Origin of the sequence: Paenibacillus agri (assembly GCF_013359945.1) — a bacterium.
In the GTDB taxonomy this organism is placed as follows: domain Bacteria; phylum Bacillota; class Bacilli; order Paenibacillales; family Paenibacillaceae; genus Paenibacillus_AQ; species Paenibacillus_AQ agri.
This window is the reverse complement of sequence record NZ_JABWCS010000213.1, coordinates 49,542-67,773: the sequence shown is the minus strand read 5'-3', so window position 1 is coordinate 67,773 and position 18,232 is coordinate 49,542. Positions and strand designations below refer to the sequence as shown.

General features: G+C 46.5%; 15 protein-coding genes, 2 pseudogenes and 1 riboswitch. Of the genes and pseudogenes, 4 read left to right on the top strand and 13 right to left on the bottom strand.

Going from position 1 to position 18,232, the window contains the following annotated elements; all coding sequences use genetic code 11:
• Positions 1–40: 40 nt before the first annotated feature.
• The 3 genes from HPT30_RS17590 to HPT30_RS17580 all read right to left on the bottom strand — a co-directional run bounded on the left by HPT30_RS17590 (position 41) and on the right by HPT30_RS17580 (position 4,509).
• Positions 41–1,366, bottom strand: coding sequence for an ABC transporter substrate-binding protein (locus HPT30_RS17590; protein WP_175372658.1), 1,326 nt, complete (start codon positions 1,364–1,366; stop codon positions 41–43).
• 250 nt (positions 1,367–1,616) lie between these two features.
• Positions 1,617–2,708: a response regulator transcription factor gene (locus HPT30_RS17585; RefSeq protein WP_175372657.1), complete on the bottom strand. Its 1,092-nt coding sequence runs from the start codon at positions 2,706–2,708 to the stop codon at positions 1,617–1,619.
• Positions 2,680–4,509 (bottom strand): sensor histidine kinase, encoded by a 1,830-nt coding sequence (locus tag HPT30_RS17580; RefSeq protein ID WP_175372656.1) that lies wholly within the window; start codon positions 4,507–4,509, stop codon positions 2,680–2,682. The genes HPT30_RS17585 and HPT30_RS17580 overlap by 29 nt, the downstream gene beginning before the upstream one ends.
• 134 nt (positions 4,510–4,643) lie before the next feature.
• Between HPT30_RS17580 and HPT30_RS30990 the strand changes: the two are divergent.
• Both HPT30_RS30990 and HPT30_RS17565 read left to right on the top strand, forming a co-directional pair.
• A pseudogene (locus HPT30_RS30990) lies at positions 4,644–5,647 on the top strand (LysR family transcriptional regulator).
• 693 nt (positions 5,648–6,340) lie between these two features.
• Complete coding sequence (locus HPT30_RS17565) at positions 6,341–6,520, top strand: hypothetical protein (RefSeq protein ID WP_066369436.1); 180 nt, start codon at positions 6,341–6,343, stop codon at positions 6,518–6,520.
• A gap of 249 nt (positions 6,521–6,769) precedes the next feature.
• Here HPT30_RS17565 and HPT30_RS17560 read toward each other — a convergent pair whose 3' ends face one another.
• The 6 genes from HPT30_RS17560 to HPT30_RS17535 form a co-directional block, all read right to left on the bottom strand.
• Positions 6,770–6,922 (bottom strand): hypothetical protein, encoded by a 153-nt coding sequence (locus tag HPT30_RS17560; RefSeq protein WP_175372654.1) that lies wholly within the window; start codon positions 6,920–6,922, stop codon positions 6,770–6,772.
• A 65-nt stretch (positions 6,923–6,987) separates the two neighbouring features.
• Positions 6,988–8,322 carry a voltage-gated chloride channel family protein gene (locus tag HPT30_RS17555; RefSeq protein WP_175372653.1) on the bottom strand — a complete coding sequence of 445 codons (1,335 nt, stop codon included), beginning with the start codon at positions 8,320–8,322 and terminating at the stop codon, positions 6,988–6,990.
• A 64-nt stretch (positions 8,323–8,386) separates the two neighbouring features.
• Positions 8,387–8,450, bottom strand: a riboswitch (Fluoride riboswitch).
• A 54-nt stretch (positions 8,451–8,504) separates the two neighbouring features.
• Positions 8,505–9,143: an ABC-2 transporter permease gene (locus tag HPT30_RS17550; protein WP_175372652.1), complete on the bottom strand. Its 639-nt coding sequence runs from the start codon at positions 9,141–9,143 to the stop codon at positions 8,505–8,507.
• Positions 9,136–10,005, bottom strand: a complete 870-nt coding sequence (locus tag HPT30_RS17545; protein ID WP_175372651.1) for an ABC transporter ATP-binding protein — start codon at positions 10,003–10,005, stop codon at positions 9,136–9,138. The genes HPT30_RS17550 and HPT30_RS17545 overlap by 8 nt, the downstream gene beginning before the upstream one ends.
• Entirely contained in the window at positions 10,002–10,382 is a 381-nt protein-coding gene (locus tag HPT30_RS17540; RefSeq protein WP_175372650.1) for a GntR family transcriptional regulator, read from the bottom strand. Before HPT30_RS17540 ends, HPT30_RS17545 begins: the two co-directional genes overlap by 4 nt.
• A gap of 75 nt (positions 10,383–10,457) precedes the next feature.
• Positions 10,458–11,597 carry an MGDG synthase family glycosyltransferase gene (locus HPT30_RS17535; protein ID WP_175372649.1) on the bottom strand — a complete coding sequence of 380 codons (1,140 nt, stop codon included), beginning with the start codon at positions 11,595–11,597 and terminating at the stop codon, positions 10,458–10,460.
• Between the two features lie 211 nt (positions 11,598–11,808).
• Here HPT30_RS17535 and HPT30_RS17530 point away from each other — a divergent pair, with 211 nt between their 5' ends.
• Entirely contained in the window at positions 11,809–13,194 is a 1,386-nt protein-coding gene (locus HPT30_RS17530; protein WP_175372648.1) for a hypothetical protein, read from the top strand.
• A 140-nt stretch (positions 13,195–13,334) separates the two neighbouring features.
• Here HPT30_RS17530 and HPT30_RS30710 read toward each other — a convergent pair whose 3' ends face one another.
• Entirely contained in the window at positions 13,335–13,574 is a 240-nt protein-coding gene (locus HPT30_RS30710; RefSeq protein ID WP_175372647.1) for a succinylglutamate desuccinylase/aspartoacylase domain-containing protein, read from the bottom strand.
• A 379-nt stretch (positions 13,575–13,953) separates the two neighbouring features.
• Here HPT30_RS30710 and HPT30_RS17520 point away from each other — a divergent pair.
• Positions 13,954–14,382 (top strand): annotated as a pseudogene (locus HPT30_RS17520) (C40 family peptidase); the annotation flags it as partial.
• A gap of 208 nt (positions 14,383–14,590) precedes the next feature.
• Here HPT30_RS17520 and HPT30_RS17515 read toward each other — a convergent pair.
• The 3 genes from HPT30_RS17515 to HPT30_RS17505 form a co-directional block, all read right to left on the bottom strand.
• The gene (locus HPT30_RS17515; RefSeq protein WP_175372645.1) at positions 14,591–15,982 is read right to left on the bottom strand and encodes a sensor histidine kinase; all 1,392 of its coding nucleotides are present in this window, start codon (positions 15,980–15,982) and stop codon (positions 14,591–14,593) included.
• Positions 15,979–16,680, bottom strand: a complete 702-nt coding sequence (locus HPT30_RS17510; RefSeq protein WP_175372644.1) for a response regulator transcription factor — start codon at positions 16,678–16,680, stop codon at positions 15,979–15,981. Before HPT30_RS17510 ends, HPT30_RS17515 begins: the two co-directional genes overlap by 4 nt.
• Before the next feature lie 106 nt (positions 16,681–16,786).
• Entirely contained in the window at positions 16,787–18,085 is a 1,299-nt protein-coding gene (locus HPT30_RS17505; protein ID WP_175372643.1) for an alpha-glucosidase/alpha-galactosidase, read from the bottom strand.
• Positions 18,086–18,232: the final 147 nt, after the last annotated feature.

Below are 18,232 nucleotides of genomic sequence, written 5' to 3'. Positions count from 1 at the left end.
GAAGTCCAGGGTTCTTAAACGTTTCTCTGTAGCTCTTTCTTTATTTGCTCAAAGCGCGATTCATATTTTTAACAAAGTCGTCTACACTAAATCCATCAACCAGCAGGTTTTGCGTATTATCATCAATCGCCGTGCTGATGCTCAACTTGCTGACCGCTACAGCGTAGCCCTTAGCGTTAGGCAGTACATCCGTAGTCAGGCGCTTCATCATTGCCGGAATATCTGTTGCCGTAACAGGCTTATCGATCTTCGGTGCAACGATCGGGTTACCTAGTACCGTAAATTTGTACTCAGCCGATTTTTTGGCGATGAAAGCCGCTACTTTAACAGCCACATCAATATTTTTGCTCTTGGAGGATACAGCATATCCTTGTGGTCCACCGGAGCCGTTCATTTGGAATTTCATGTTCTCATAGGTTTGCTCGTCTTTAGCAGGCCAGTACATGAAGTCTACATTGTCACCCATTTTTTCTTGTGCGCTGTAAATTTCCCATTGACCGTTGATAAGCATAGCCGATTTACCCGTATAGAACATTGAAGAGGCTTGGTCATAGTTCGTATTAGTTGCATTAACATCTAGTAACCCGGCTTGTTGCAGCTTTTTCACTTGCTCAGCGGCAGTAACTGCGCTTTGCGGCGTTTCCTTCGGGTCACCTTTTTCAAATACGCCTGTTCCGATGCCATCCTCACGTGTCAAGAAGGCATTGTAGAACGCTGTAGTGATCCATTTTTCTTTGGCAAAGATGGAGAGTGGTACATAACCCTTAGCCTTTAATTTCTGGGCTGCTTCGGCAAGTTCGTCAATCGTTTTGATTGGAACCGAAATGCCAGCTTCTTGGAAAATCTTCTTGTTGTAATACAGAAGCTCAAACTCTACACCTGTATCCGGGAAGGCATATACGTGACCATCTGGAGCAACCATACGGGATTCCACACCTGGATTAAGATTTGCCTTGTATTCTTTGGTCGTATCATAATCGTCGAGTACCTGTACGTTTTGGGATTTGGAGAAGGTTTGTAGTGTGTTCCAATCTGTATAGTAGATATCAGGCAGATTTCCTGTCGCCGCATAAGTTTTCAGCTTCTGGAATCCGTCTTGAACTGCAGGATCAAGCTCAATCTCCACATTTGGCATTTCCTTCTTCAGTTCTTCAACTGCGTAATCAAACGGCTTGGCGGTATCATCATCAAAATGTTGTGCGTACACTTTCAGTTTGACTTTCTCATTCGCTCCGGCTTCACTTCCTCCTGAAGTGCCTGTGTTAGTCGGTTTGTTTGAAGAAGATCCGCCGCCACAGGCGGTCAGGGACGCAACCAGTGTCAATGCAAGTACTCCAGCCCACGTTTTATTCCATGTGCTCTTCATCTTTATTTCCCCCTGTAGCTTAATTTAGTTAGCGCTTTCTTGTTTGCGCTTTCATTATAAAATGATCTGTGCCTTTTGCAGAATGAGCAAAACGGGCCGGATAAGTAAAAAACGGGACAACAAGTAGAATCAGCAATGCCGACTCTAAGGGAAGGTATCCGTTTCAGCGAGAAATATAAGGATAATTTATAGCGTAGAACATGTAAATTCCCATATTCATGCAAAAGAGCCGGGCAGACCCGGCTCCCTTTTACCTCAGTTGTTCAAACTCTGTAGGCGTCATGCCAAATTTCTTTTTGAAGCTTTTGCTGAAATAATTCGGATCACTGTATCCCACTTCGTATGCAATCGTCGATAGCTTCATATTCCCCTTCTGGATCAGTTCCTTAGCCTTTTTCATTCGGATATGGGTGATGTGATCCAGCACCGAATAACCGGATTCCTTGCGGAATACGCGCCGCAAATAGCTGGGGTCCACGAATAAGATGGCAGCAACAGCCTCAACGGATAACTCTTCTTCGGTGTAATGTTGTTCAATATATGCTTTTGCATCACTGTAAAGCTTATAAGACTTGGTTTGTCTTGTGCTCTCCGTCAAGCCAATCAGCCGTTCGAAAAAGCTCAGCAACCAAACCTCTATCTCATCCCAGGTCACACACCCGCGGAGATTCTTGTCAGGAGACGACCCAGTCAGATTCTCCAGCAGATGCTCTGAGGCTACTCCCCGCTCTCCGGCAAAGGACAGTCCGATCGAGACCAGCCCCATAAGCATCGTATAGACGTATTCGCTGTTCAAATCATGGGAGCGAAGCGATTGAATGGCGCGCTTTACCTCACTTAATGTGTCCTGGTCACTAAGTCGCAACGAGATCAGGATACTCTCCTGAATCGCGGCTGCAGGGTATTGCTTGTTATTGACATCAGCACTCTGCAGAGCAGCCTGTGCTTCTTCGGGCGATTCTTGGAGCTTCGGCAGCTTCGGCTGAATCCGTTCCAGCATGGCCGCGAGCTCCTCCCGATTAAATGGTTTTAACAAATAATCATGAACGCCCAGACGAACCGCTTGCTGGACATACTCAAATTCATTGTGGCCTGTCACGAAGACAATCGTCATCTCCGAGAAACGTATCTTCAGTTGCTCTGCAAGCTCAAAGCCGTTCATGAACGGCATGTTGATATCAATCAAGGCCAGATGAGGGCGATGAATCTCTGCTTCCTCCAGCGCTTCTTTACCATTGCGGGCTTCGCAGCATACCATGTAGCCATAGTCTTCCCAATCCATTTTCATCCGTAAATAATCTCGAAACAAGGGTTCATCGTCCACGATCATAATCCGGTACATCCGCTTTCCCTCCTGTTTTTCCGCCTGGAACAGTAATATCCACCCTTGTTCCTTTTCCCTCTTCACTGAATATGGTTAAACCGTATTTTGCTCCAAAATACAATTTTATTCGCTCCTGAACACTATAAACGCCGATGGATTTAACCACCTTGTCCTCCTCTTGGAAGCAACAAGCCTCTTTCAGCTGCTCCTCACTCATTCCCACTCCGTCGTCCTCCACGCGGAGGATGATCTTCGCCTTCTCTTTCACTGCGGAGATAACAATGAGTCCACGCTCCCCTTTGGTCTTAAGGCCATGATAGATAGCGTTCTCCACCAACGGCTGGAGCGATAACTTCGGAATCGGCGTGTTCCGAAGTTCTTGCGGGATACGAATCTCATACTGGAACACATCGGGGTATCTCATCTGCATGATGGACAAATAGTCGGTAGTCATCTTGATTTCCTGATCCAGAATAATGAGCTCACGGCCCTTGCTAAGCACCACCCGATAAAAATCTGCCAAGGCCTTGGTTGTATCCCGAGCCTCCTGATTACGATCCATATCATTCAGAATATAAATCGTATCCAGCGTATTGTACAAAAAGTGCGGCTTCACCTGAGAAGTAATCAATGCCAGCTCATATTCTCGCTTCCGCTTCTGTTCCTTCTCCTTATTCTGCAGCAGCTCCTGAATCTGCTTGATCATGGAATTAAACACACGGGAAATCAAACCGATTTCGTCATTGGTGTGAACTGGTGCTTCTACATACAGGTTACCGTCCATGACCCGGCGCATTCTTTTCGTCAAATCCTGCAGTGGATTCAGGACCACCTTGGAGAGAAAATGGGCCCCCAGCAAAGACAACAGAAGACAGGTGAAGCCGATCAGAATTGTGAGCTTTGTGTTTTTGCCAACATCCTTCGTCAGAACATCCAGGTCCGCTACATTAAGCAGCTTCCACTGCATCCCCGGATAATCTGTAACCGTAATTAGTCTCTTGCCATCTGTATTTCGGGTAGCCGTCTCTGTTTGCTCTGATGTTGATTTGAGCAGCGCAAGCTCTGTTGGATTCGTAATTGGGGTCAGTACTTGCTCCTTGTCCGGGCTGGCCACGATGATCCGGCGCTCGTCCACGAGAAAATAGTTCTTTTGATTAATATTGTTCCCGCTTACAAGAGAAGCTGACAGGGTAGGCTCTTTAATAATTAGGAATAACGTGCCATAGCGTTCCCCAGTGTTGATGTTAATAACTACCTTTCCTAGTGTTAGGACAGGTACATCAGGATTTGGTGTCATGTAATTCCTTTTCTGCATAGGAAACCAGTAAGCTGAGCCATAGTTGCCCTGTTTCAGCAGTTCCTCAGGAACGCCACTGCGAATGGCTTCGCTTTCATCATTTCGTGCTGGATAGGACGTATAAATTTTACCGTTACTGTCAATGAAAACGGCTGCATCTGTTTCCGCGAACAATGACAGATCAATCGCCAAGCGGCTCTGCATCGTCAACCGGAATTGATTCTCCTCTACAGCTGTTCGTTCAATGGGAAAGTTATCGTATAACCGGTTCACATCCGTGACCAGCATATTGGAGCAAATCTCCATATTTTTCGTAATGGAATCCAGCTTATTGATAATCAGACTCGATTGATCAATTACATCATTAACGCTACGGTTGATGAGAGAACGGCTAAAAATCTCACTGGATACCACTCCCAAAATGCTAAGCGACACGACAATTAAAGGTATAAAGACAGTCAGCAGCTTGCTCTTGAACGTCATTCCACTGAACCATTTCCAAATTATCCGCTTAATCTTCATCTCTCCCTCTCCCTTGCTGACATTCCGCATTGCTTATTATAACGGATCGTGTCTATAAAGTATTAAATCATTTGCCTGTCAAGAGGGCTTCTGCTATAGTAGGCAGCGATAATGTAACAGGGAGAGACGGACACATGGAACTACGGCAACTCGAATATTTTAAAGCCATCTGCGATGAGCTACATTTTACGCGTGCGGCAGACAAGCTGGGTGTTACCCAGCCTACACTTATTCATCAGATCAAGGCGCTGGAGGACGAGCTTGGCATACCGCTTTTTGACCGGATTGGTAAGAAAATTGCCATCACAGCAGTTGGATCTATACTCTATACCCATGCGTGTACCATCTTCAATGTAATGCACAGCGCTAAAGAGCAACTGGAGGAATTGCAGGATGGCGAACAGGGTACCATTACGATCGGCTCGCTTCCAGGCGAACTGAATCATCTCGTGTCACTGCTACTGGTGGAGTTCAATCGCCAATTTCCAAAGATCAAGATCAGAATCGTTGCCGCTGAAAATGTCGTAGACCCGATTCTGCAAAATGAGATGGATATCGCTGTGACCATCCTGCCCGTCGAAGACGACCGGTTAGAGCAGATCCCCTGTATGAGGAACAGTTCTATTTAACCGTGCCAGCCGGACATCCCTTAGCCGACTCGCCTTCTGTTGAATTTGCTGAGGTACAGACGATGCCGATCATCATGTTCCCGAAGGAGCACCGGTGCCGCCAGTTAATAGACGCCTCTTGTAGTACCTCCGGCTTCTCACTGGAGCCATTTATCGAGACTAACACCATAGACTCTATTTTCAGCCTCATCAAATCCGGAGCAAGCGTTAGCGTCTTATCCAAGTCGCTGATCCATCTGTACAATGACGGTAGTATTCGCGCCATCCCTATTATTCATCCCGTGTTGAGCAGGCAGGTAGCGATTATTCATAACCGCGGTTCCTCAGCCAACCGGTTAAGGCGTATCTTTCGATGCTGCGGGTATTTGTCTGTGAAAAGGGCGTTGTCGGTTCGTTCGTACAATCTGCACAAAATTAACATAGGTGTACCTCTCAATGCTACAGCAATTTGTTCGGTGAAAAGGGCGTTGTCGATTTCTCCATACAGTCTGCAAACCAGTAACTATTAAAATGCCCGGTACGCGTTATACGCGTCCGGGCACTTTTGTGTTGGAGCACCAACGTTAAGATCATAATCAACAATAACTTGAAGTAATCGAATGTAGTAACAAACAACGCTTGAAGAGTAACATTGTTTTTAACCGCGCCCAAAATGTAAATAGCAGCATTTTTGTACCTTAATTCAGCTGCAGCTAAAGGTTTAGCTATATAAGTGCATTTTCGTATGTTAAATTCCTCCAAATATGCTCTATGGGCTTATTTCTCCTAAAATAAGGTACAATAATGCTCTTATATTCCATTTTTCTCTACTGAAGGGAAAATTAAGATACAAAAATGCACCTAATTTGGAATAGAGAGCTATTTTCATCGAAGCGTTATTGATGGTGGGTTAATGTAGCTGGCATTATCTTATACATAGATAGATAGCCCATCCTATTATTTACCCATCCAATTGCAGGCATCTTCTGACTCGCGGGTTATTGTCCGATTGCATTTTCTATATACCTTCATGATAATCCCCTTTTAATCAGCAGCAAGTATATAAAATTGAAATATTTCTTATTAAAAAAAGACTATTAAATACAAAAGATATCCATAGTATCGCTATCATACTTAATTTTGAACCTATAGACCTAAATAAAATTCCTGTATTCTGACGAAATATAAGGTATCGGTAAAATATCAAGAAGGAAGGTATTCAATTGAATAAAGATATCGTCGTTAATCTTGTGAATGAGGTAACTGAAGAAGTATTTTCAAAGAATAAAGAAGCTTTGGAAAATGAAGGCGTACTAACTGGTAATGTAGAACTAGCGGTTAGGTTGTCCGCTCTAACAACGATTAAAATTCTTGAAAAGCTTGAGTTGCTCGATACGGACTAATATTTAGGCTTTGCCTTACCTGACTAAAGCTCTATTTCATTAATTGGCTTTGATGGCTGCTCTGCCGATCTTTTTGAGAATCTCCAACAAACGTAACCACATCAGATCGTAGAGCAGCTAATTCCTCCCTCACAATTCCGCTTATTCTTCCCGCATCACCTAGTGTCAGGCAGTTTCTAATGTTTTCTTCATACTCCCTCCATTTTCTCCATAACAAAAACCCCCGCTACTTAAGCAGGGGCATGCAAGTTATTTTCCGCCTGTGAAAGGATTGATCTCATTCGTAAGATCTCTTCCTGCCTTCTTCTCTTCAGCGGATATACGTTTTCCAACAGCAACAAAGGACCAGGCTAACGGGCCAACAACTGCAATGATAACACCAATCACTAAAAGAGCACTCATGATTATTATCACCACCCTCTTCTCGATTATAACATTTTTTTACTTATTAGAAAATGGATTGCAGGCTAAGTTTCATCCCGTTTCTCGCGCTTCACCTTAAGCAATTCTTTAATCGAAGCTAGAGTAGTCCCTTCCGGTACTGAAATCAAATGACTCTTCGAAACTCCAATCAGCTGTGAGGTATAAATACCCGTATGACTGGAGAAGAGATAACTTACGACACAGGCCATAAACATATAGATGGCTCCGCCAGATCCAAACAACTCAATCCCCATCAGGAAGCAAGCGATCGGTGTATTCGTCGCGCCGCAGAACACAGCGATAAAGCCGAGCGAAGCCAGAAAAGGACCATACATATGCAGCAGTCCGGCCAAGGTATGGCCCAGTGTTGCGCCAATTGCGAACAGCGGCGTTACCTCTCCTCCCTGGAATCCGCTCCCCAGAGTAAACGCGGTAAAGATCAGTTTCCACAGAAATGCGAATGGAGAGACTTCTCCTTGAAAAGAATCCGCGATTAGCGGGAGGCCCAGACCCAGATACTCCCTAGTCCCCACGAGGTACACCAAGGCAATAATAATGAATCCGCCCAGTGCGCTTTTTACCATCGGATTCTTGATCAACAATGTAAAACGCACTTTCAAAAAATGAGTAAGCTGACTGAAAAGCATGCCGACCAGCCCGAAGATCACAGATGCCAGCAGCACCTTTAACACAACCAGGAAGCCGAGTGCAGGAAACTCGCTGACGGCATAATGAATATGATGCACCTTCCACAGCTTCGTGGCGACCAGATCACCAACGAAGCTGGCTGCGAAGCAAGGTAGCAGTGCCTGGTGGCTGATCAATCCAAGCGCAATCACTTCAAGCCCAAATAATGTTCCGGCCAGTGGTGTGCCAAAAATAGAACCGAAGCCCCCGCTGATCCCGCACATCAACAGGATTTTACGATCCAGCGGGCTGATCCGAATCCATCTGCCGAAGCTGTCGGCGAGACTGCCACCCATCTGCACCGCAGTTCCCTCTCGCCCGGCAGAACCGCCGAACAGATGGGTGACGAGCGTTCCGAATAGCACAAGCGGTGCCATACGAAGTGGAATTGGCGCTCCTCCACTTTGGATATTTTCCAGGATCAGATTATTGCCCTTGGCACTGTCCTTTCCATATCGAAAATATAAATAGCTGACCAGCGCGCCCCCAAGCGGCAGCAAAAACAGCAGCCATGAATGCTCCATGCGTAGCGTTGTAACATAATCCAGACTTTTCAGGAACAACGCCGAGGCTGTCCCGGTTAAAATGCCGACACAGCTCCCCAGGATGATCCATTTTACAACCGTGGTCCAAATGGCCAACTGGCTTCTCTTTCCCGCATAAGCCATCCATCGTTCTCGCCAATTCCTCATCACGCCCATACTCCTATAACCCAGATTTATCCCATAATAAAACAGACTCCTACCAGCCAAAACTTCACTGGTAGGAGTCATTAGTCTGCAAAAGACGGTTAATGGCGAACTCCATCGCCCGATTCATCTACACCCATATTAATTAAGAATATCCTGGAAGTCAAACGATAATTGAGCGGCAGTTATACATCTTTTTGTACAAAAATACGCAAGGAAATGAAATACGAGCAGCCAATCAGGCCAATATAGAGTAATCCAGAGAAGAGGTAAAATAGCGTGTGGTTGGAAAGTAGTCCCTCTGACACCCTAGTTAGAGTAGACAACAAGTTGACCAGATTTTGAACACTCTCGGAGAGAAGCATGACAGCCAACATAAAGACGATGTTCACGACCTGTGCTCCCTTAGCCCCAAGCCAGTAGTTCAGCGGCAGATAGATGGATGCCAAAAGCGGAAAGATTGCCAGGGTTATACCAATTTCCTGCCAAGAGGTAGACGAAATGACATGTCCAGATACAGTTGTTACTAGGTAGAACAACAGAATACTGATGGCACCGAACAGAGTATAGGGCAGGAGCGCTAAATACTTTGAAAACACCAATTCCTTCCTACGAACAGGCAGGCTAACCAACAGACGCTGAATACGCAATTGGCTATCCTGTGTGCAGGAATTGATCAGCAGCATCAAGGGTGGCAACGTAGCTAATAAGCTGTAAAGATGTAAACTCATCGTTGCCATGTAGATATAGTAAGGGACCAGGAATAGCAAGAATCTGCGGATCAACACAAAATCCTTGCGGATCAAGTGAATGGATTTATACATGCACCCCACCGCCTTTTACGGTAAAATACATGATCTCTTCCAGGCTCGGCGTTTCACAGATGGCAATATTCCCAAAATGCTTTTCCCCTTCAGCCCGATTGTTAAGTAGACCTTCAAAACCGAATGGTGTCTCCCGAATTCCCAGGAACCAGGTGCGGGTATCACGGTCCAGCAATTCCTTCTCACCTTTGACAAGCAGATATTTCTCCGGCAAGCTTTCCTTGCTCTCATGAAACACCAATCGGCCGTCATTGATAAATACAATGTAATCTGCAACCTTGTCGAGGTCAGCGGTATTATGGGTGGAGAACAAAATTGACTTACTCTCATCTTGGAGATGTTCCCCTAGTAAATCGAGCAGTTCTCTCCGGAATACCGGGTCCAGTCCTGAAGTCGGTTCGTCCATAATCAGCAGATCGGCTCCGTGCGAAAGCGCCATGGCTAAAGAGAGTTTTATTTTCATCCCCTTGGACAAATCCTTGATCTTCTTGCCAGGTGCAAGCTTGAAAAGCTCCAGATACTTCCGGCAGACCTCCTCATCCCACTTGCTGTAGAACGGGGCAATGATCTTCTTCATCTGCTTGACCGTTAAAGATTCGTAGAAATAATTCTCATCTGAGACATACCCGATCCTATCCTTCACCTGAGGCGTATCCAGCGCGTTGCGTTGCCCGAATAGAGATATCTCACCCCCATCCGGGTGGATCATCCCCATGATCATTTGAATCAGTGTGGTCTTGCCTGCGCCGTTAGGTCCGATTAAACCAGTGATGTATCCCTGTTTGACAGAGACACTAAGATCCCTCATGGCATAGCGATCGTAGTATTTGCTCACATTGCTTAACTGAATGACATCCCTCATCCGTTCTCCTCCTCATAGAGCAACTTCATCATCTCTGTGATTTCGGCAAATTCAATCCCGAGCCCTCTGCTCTCCTCGATAATTTCCTTCATCTTGTTCTCTATCATCCGCAAGCGCTGTTCCCGAATGTACTCCTGATCTGCTCCGGATACAAAAGAACCTTTGCCAACAATGGAATTAACGAGTCCTTCCCGCTCCAATTCTTCGTAAGCCCGCTTTGTAGTAATCACGCTGATTTGTAAGTCTTTGGCGAGCAGGCGAATGGAAGGTAACGGTGTTCCCGACGAGAGATCTCCTAGCAGGATCATCTGACGGATTTGCCGAACAATTTGTGCATAGATGGGCTCTCCGGAAGTGCCGGATATCACAATATTCATCGTTTTAGGTCACCAACGTTTCTCGAGGTCTGTATTTAATGTATATGTGTAATATATACATTAAATACACTCATGTCAACGATGTACAGTTTGTGGAACAAAAGCCGCTTCCAGGGCATCCAGCACTTCTGAGACGATGACTTGGGAGGATTCCTTGCGAGAGAGGGCATGCATAGACAGTTGAACTTCTTCTTGACCGTTCTTAATCTGCAGCTGGTGGAGATAATCTGCCAGCTGCTTCTCGTTATACGCGGTATAGATCGCTTTTTGCCCAGACAGGCTGCGGGCGTTGCCCTTCTCCTGCCCCGGTAGCGGACGGTAAACAATAACCGGCAAGGACTGGGAAAAGGCCTCTGTCAGCGTGATGGCTCCTGCCTTGGTCAAGAGCCCGGATGAGAGTGACATCAGCTCATGAATCTGATCGGTGTACCCCTGAATATGCACCCGATCATTCCACTGGTGGCGACGTTCGAGATTCAGGCGCAGCTTATGGTTATTCCCGCATAGTACAATCACGTCGAACTCGGATTGCTTCAAGATAGTGCGGATAATCCGCTGAACATTACCCAAGACACCGTAAGCTCCTGCAGAGAGAAGAATATAACGTCTGCTTGCGTTTAACCCGTGCTTGCGCAGCAGCTCTGCACGATCAGGAATTTTCTGGAACGCTTCCCGAATCGGGATGCCACTGACTGTGATCGCCTGTGGAGGGACTCCAGATGCCAAAAGGGCTTCTTTTACACTATCCGAAGGTGCAAAGTATTTCCACGTCGAGGGATGAATCCACCGCCCATGCAGGACATAATCTGTCAGCACGGTAAATATCGGCACTTGCATACCGACTTTCTCACTAAGCTCGGAGGCGGCCAAATAAGGAAACGTGTGAATAATCACATCTGGTTTCAAACGATTCAGAACCTCTTCAACCTTACGCTTCCCCATGGAATGTAAAAAACGGCTGAGCGGCTGGCCGGGCTTCATTCGACTTGTCATATCGTACAGCATGCCGTACAGACCGGGAGCGTAAGCCGTGCTTTTCAAATAAAAGGTACGAGAGACTGCATTCAGAAAAGGATGAACTTCCGCAAACAAATCGACAATAAACACCTGCTCTACCCCGCGCGCCAAAAAAGACTGCTGAAGCGCCTGCGCTGTCTTGGCATGACCGTCGCCAAAAGCAGAGGATACGATAAGGACAACCGGATTTATTTTCATAAGAAGTCTCCTTTTTGGTATAGGCTCCTCTCCACTGTAAACCTTAATCATAAGCGGACAATAAATACCGTTTGTAAAATGTCAGAATATTAACCATTCCTTAGGGAAGTCACTGTATAGTAGGAGAAAAAGTGGAGAAGGAACTGATCTGATGAAGCCAAAGGCTACCCATATCTTATTTTGTGTTCTAATTATAGGATTCATCTTGGTAATGATGCCCAAATATTCGTATAATGATCCGGATACTTTTTGGCATATCGAAGTGGGGCGTTATATGATTGAGCACGGTCAGGTGCTGCATCACGCTATACATACATTTTACGGGGATAAACTGCCTTATGTACCGCATGAATTCGGATTCCAGCTGCTCGTTGCGCCGCTATATCAAGCGTTCGGCTGGCCGGGGATATACATATTAACTGCTGTGTGCCTACTGTTACTGATTCTGGGGCTGCTTCGGTTGGGACGGGTATCACGCAAGGAACTGGGCCTATCAGAGAACCATCCGCTGCTGTTGCCCTTTGTGCTGCTGATCAGCTGCTGGATTTATTATAATTACTTCAAGGGCAGGCCCCAAATGATCTCTGCGTTCATGATTGTGTGGTTTTTTGTTTACATGCGCGAATTTCAGATGGTTGCCAAAAAGAGATACGCAGCCGCGATGATCCTCCTGTCCTGTGCTATCGCCAACTTTCACGCGGGCGTGTGGCTCGTCATCGCTGTATTTACGGGAATGACGTTCCTGGAAGCGCTGATTGCCAAAACACTGGATAGACGCCATATCGTTGTCTATGTGCTCACCTGGCTTGCTGGTCTAGCCAACCCTGGTGGGCTAAAAAGTCTGCTGTTCATCCTGGCCGTCACCCAGAAGAATTTCAATTTGCTGATCAACGAGTGGCAGCCGCTTCAATTCAACAAGCTATTGAATCTTCCGATTCTGCTGCTCCTGCTGTTTTTCGCAACCACATTGCCTTTTGCCTTGCAGCGTAAGCCGTTCCGGTTCTTTATGATGCTCGGGATTCTGTATTTGGGTGTGTCCAACTTCAAGCAAAACTTATTCATGTGGTTGTTCATCCCTTACTTTGCCGCCGTGTTCTTTGAGGCGCTTCCGAAGGTATCCAGGCTACGCAAGTTTGCGTATGTGCCCGAACGAAAAACGATCCTGCTCTGCTTAACATTGGGCCTGGCGATCAATACCGCCTACATCTTTGTGGTTCCGCCCGTAGTAGATGCCAAGAGCTACCCGGTCGATGAAATGACCTATATTCTTGACAAAACACCGGACGGTGTACGCCCGCGGGTATTCTCCCGCTACGGCTCATCCGGGTACGTGATGTTCCGCGGCGGGGATATCCTCTGTGATGGCAGACAGGACCCTTTTATAACAAAAGAATCTATAGGTGCCTTGGGCTGGACAGCCTTTGAACGCTCCATGTACGGGTTCTCTGAATATTTGCCGGAGATCGTCAAAGCCGATCATCCCGATTATGTCATTGTCCATGACGGCGTCTCACGCAAGCTGTACAATGAGTGGGTTAAGGACTTCGGAGAGCCCGTTTATAAGGGAAGATACGGAAGTGTATTTTCAATAAAATGAACAATGAAAGTAACAAAAAGCGAGGAGGAACGAAGGGGGAAGTTTGGAACTGTAGGAGCGATAGCGACCGCCTGAAAGCTTTCCGCAGGAAAGCTCACATCGCAAGCATAAGCTCTCCGGATTTCAACCGCTAGAAGCGGTTATAAATAAGAAATCTGGGGACAACAGCGGCCGACGATAATCAAGGTCCCTCGCTGAATACCCCTACTTCCATGACGAAGTTGATCCACTATCCGCTGTGCTGCTTTCATGCTGGCCGTTTCATTTCCGTGTATCCCCGCGACAATCATAAAGACCGGTCCCCGCTGGCTCCCTCTGATAACATGATAAGGCGTGTTATAGGCTGAACCCGGTGCTAAGCTATGTTTTTTCACGATCACCGTTTCCCACCTCCTGATGATTTCGCCGCGCTGTGATGCAGGAATAATACAATATTTTTATGCTTGTTTTATTGCAGGGGGTTGGACGAAACAGCAAAAAGACCCCACCGCCGCAGCGATGAAGTCCCCAAGTCTCCTTTCTATAATTGTGTCAATAAGAAAGAGATGTGAAATTTCTCAGCGTACTCTAATAAACTCTCCAGACTGGTTGGCACAAGCGAGATCCAAGGTTGCATGGTAAGTTATGGTTATTTTATCTATGCTATGGTGTTCTCAGGGTAATCAGCCCGCACAAAACCATAGGAGGTAATGTATGAGTATCCATAACAAACAACGTATCCGCAAGCTTTGTGTCGGTGTCAGCTTAGGGCTTGCCCTGATGACTTCAGGTGTTGCTATCTTGGACGGTTCCAGTACAGCCTATGCCGCATCGAGTCAGACTTCTTCTTCTGTAGCAGATAGCATCATTGCAACCGGGTTAAAATTCCAGGGAACTCCTTATAAATTTGGAGCTAAGTCAGGAAACACAAGTTCCTTCGACTGCTCGTCTTTCACTCAATATGTATTCAAGCAGAACGGCGTTACCCTTCCACGTACATCAACACAGCAATCTACCGCAGGCACTTATGTGCCAAGAAGTCAGCTGCAACCGGGTGATCTCGTCTTCTTCTACTCTCCTATTCACCATGTAGCTATTTATATGGGCGACGGTAAGATACTGCATACTTACGGAAAAGGCGGTGTCACCGTCACGAATCTGAATTCCGGCTGGTGGGATTCGCATTACACAACAGCCCGTCGGGTTCTGCCATCAAGCGGACAATCTGTCTCCCATGCAACGAAAGATAACAACAACGACAATAACAACAAAAACAACAATGACAGCAATAACAACAATAACAGCAATAATGCGTCACAAGATTTTCTTGGATATTTTAATTTTGAAGAATAGAACACTTTAAAAGCCACATCCGATAACTCTGGATGTGGCTTTACCGCGGCTCTTCTATAGATGCTCAACACCTGATCTCTCCCGATTTCTTTGCCGGACCCGGAGCTGGTCTTACAGGCAGCCTGACACTTACAGTTGTTCCCTCGCCCTCCTCACTTTCAATCCAGATTAAGCCGTCATGCTCCTGCACAATAGATTTGGCAATCGGCAGACCTAATCCAGTTCCTCCCGTCTTGCGGTGCCGTGAATTGTCCACGCGATAGAACCGCTCGAAGACGTGTTTGATCTCGTGCTGCGGAATTCCGATTCCTTGATCCTTCACAGCAACCGTAACTTCTCCATCTTTTCCGGAAATAAAAATATCTACCACTTGAGAACTGTATTTCTGCGCATTGTCCACCAAGATAATCAGCAGCTGCTCAATTTTATTGCGGTCTGCTTCAATATCCTTCGCCCCGGGACTGGCATGTAGCCGAATTGTACGCTCGTTAATCAAATGGAAGCGGGCAATCACCTGCTGGCAGACCTCCACCATATTCACTGGCTCCAGATTCAGCTTTGTGCTTTGCTGCGAAGAGGCCAGCATAAGCAGCTGCCGGGTCATCTTACGCATACGCTTAGTTTCCTCATAGATCGACTGAATCGCCTCTTCCTGCACCGCCTGATCCTCGTTCCCCCATCGCTTCAGCATATTGGCATAACCCTCAATAATCGTCAACATCGTATTCAGTTCATGAGAGGCATCGGATACAAATTGCTGCTGCTTCCAAAAGCTTTCTTCCAATCGTCCAATCATGCGGTTGAAGGTCTCTGTCAGATCATACAGCTCATCACGAGCGGAACCCTGTAGGGGAATAGTGTTGAAGGTCAGGCTCTCTTCATTCTTCCGCATCGTCTGGATGCTTTTGGTGATGGGCTTCAAAATGGTCCGGGACACCAGCTTGCCTGCTGCCAGACATAAGAGGACAGCGATCAATGACGATATGCTAAGGATGGTTAGAAGATTTTGAATGCTTGCCTTCAGACCATCCAGCTTTGCAGCGATCTCATAACCACGGGTCACTTTATTCTCTACCATGACCGGAATATGTACGACCATAACTAACTCATTTTCCCGCTCCAAAAGGAGCGACTTCCGGTGCCTGGCATACTTGAAGGAAATACCGCTCAAGTTCATATCTTTTCCATGCGTTATTTCATAGACTTTATGGTTAAGGAAATCGGATATACGGATATAGGTACTCTGTGTCAGGGAACTTCGGAGCAGAAGCTCCTGTTCTGCCTCCGGGAGGGCAGCGGCCTTGTTCACAATCGGCTCCCATTTACTCAGAATCAGCTCATTTGCGTTGCGGGTAGCATTCGTGATGTATAGGCAGTATACAGTGATATCTACAAACAGGAGAATACCGATGAGGACCAAGGAAGTGAGAAGATTAATTCGGGTACCGATCTTCAATCGTCTTCCTCCCGAATGCTGTATCCTATACCCCGGCTGGTCTTGATCAGCTTCTTCTTGTGTCCCTTGTCGATCTTCTGCCGCAAGTAACGGATGTACACATCCACTACATTCGTGTCTCCCACGAACTCAAAATCCCAGACATCCTTGATGATCTCCTCCCTGCTCAAGACGTGATTCTTGTGCTCGATCATATACACAAGCAGGTCAAACTCCTTGGGCGTCAGCTCGATCCGCTGCTCTCCTCTAGTGACGTCTCTGGTCCGTTTATTGATAGTCAAATTATCTGCTTCGATAATAGAACTTTCTTCTCCCTGTGGCTGAGGTTTCACGGCAGGCGTGCGAATATGCGCCCTAATTCTTGCCAGCAGTTCTTCAATCTCAAAAGGTTTCGTAATATAATCATTGGCTCCCTGGTCCAATCCAGATACAATATCAGGCGTCGTATTTCGGGCGGTAACAAGAATAACCGGTGTAGTCTCATCCACTTTGCGCAATCTGCGCAAAACCTCTACTCCATTCAGGCCTGGCATCATGATGTCCAGAATGATGATATCCCAAGGCTGCCCGAGCGCCAGCTCCAGACCTTCTCTTCCATCATGGGCAATCTCAACCTCATAACCTTCATGGGATAGCTCGAGCTGAAGCAGCCTAGATATCCGTTCCTCGTCATCAATCACCAGGACTGATTTACTCATGGCAGTACCTCCTTTACATGGAATACGAATGCAATATACAAAAAGGACAGGATAGTTCCCTTCTGGGAATAGTATCCTGTCCTTCTTCCATTCTTATTCCTGAATATTAGTTGTACTTCGGCAGCCAATCTCCATGGGCTTCGATCAGATCATCACACATCGCGATGATATCATCCATCGACAGCTCCGCAGATGTATGTGGGTCCAGCATAGCCGCGTGATAAATATGCTCCTTCTTGCGTGTGATCGCTGCTTCAATCGTCAGCAATTGGGTATTGATATTGGTACGGTTCAGGGCTGCGCATTGTGGCGGAAGATCGCCTACAAATGTTGGCGTAATACCGCTGGCATCAACCAGACATGGCACCTCAACACAGGCTTCTTTAGGCAAGTTGGTAATTAGGCCAGTATTCATGACGTTGCCGCCGATTTTGAACGGCACATTCGTCTCAATAGCCTCCATGATGTAAGATGCATATTCAGCGGAGCGTTCATGCTGAAGGCCCGGGTTATTGACCAGATCTTCACGCATATTCTTCCAGTTACCAATCTGTTCTACGCACCGGCGCGGATACTCGTCCAGCGGAATCTGGAAGCACTCGATCAGTTCAGGATAGTTACGCTTGATAAAGTAAGGGTGGTACTCTGCGTTGTGCTCGGAAGATTCAGTGATGTAGTAACCAAATTTCAGCATCATCTCATAACGCACCATGTCATGGTGATGCTCCTTCTGCTTCTCTGCCGCCCGGCGTTTAATTTCCGGGTACAGGTCCTCACCATCCTTGGTCACTTCCAGTAACCAAGCCATATGGTTGATACCGGCAATCTTGCCCTGAACACCCTTATGATCCATGCCAAGATCCCTGAACAAATCCTGAACACAGTGCTGCACACTGTGACACAGGCCAACCGTCTTCACGCCTCCGTACGTACTCATGACATTCGTCAGCACTGCCATTGGGTTCGTATAGTTCATGAACAAGGCATCCGGACAGACTTCCCGGATATCTGCGGCGAAATCCAGCATGACAGGAATCGTGCGGAGATTGCGGAAAATCCCGCCGATGCCGACTGTGTCTGCAATGGTCTGGCGAAGACCATATTTCTTCGGAATTTCGAAATCAGTAATTGTGCACGGATCGTAACCACCGACCTGAATTGCATTAATTACATATTTGGCACCGCGCAGTGCTTCTTTGCGGTCAGTGTAGGCTTTGACTAGACAAGTGGATCCATGGGAAGATTTAATATTATTCAGCATGTTCTCCGAATCGGCAAGACGAACCGGATCAATATCAAACAAGGCCAGCTCAAAACCTTGCAGGGCAGGTGTTCTCATGCAGTCACCCAGTACGTTCTTGGCAAACACGGTGCTACCTGCACCGATAAATGTAATTTTGGACATGTGAAATCCTCCTTCAAATGTATACACTGAAGACTGCATTAATTATAATTCCTGTTGCATCACAAGGATTAATCCGCCTTAAAATGCACTAACAGCAGGCATTCAGCGTCGCTCTTTTCAATATCCACTATAAATTAGCACGCTTCG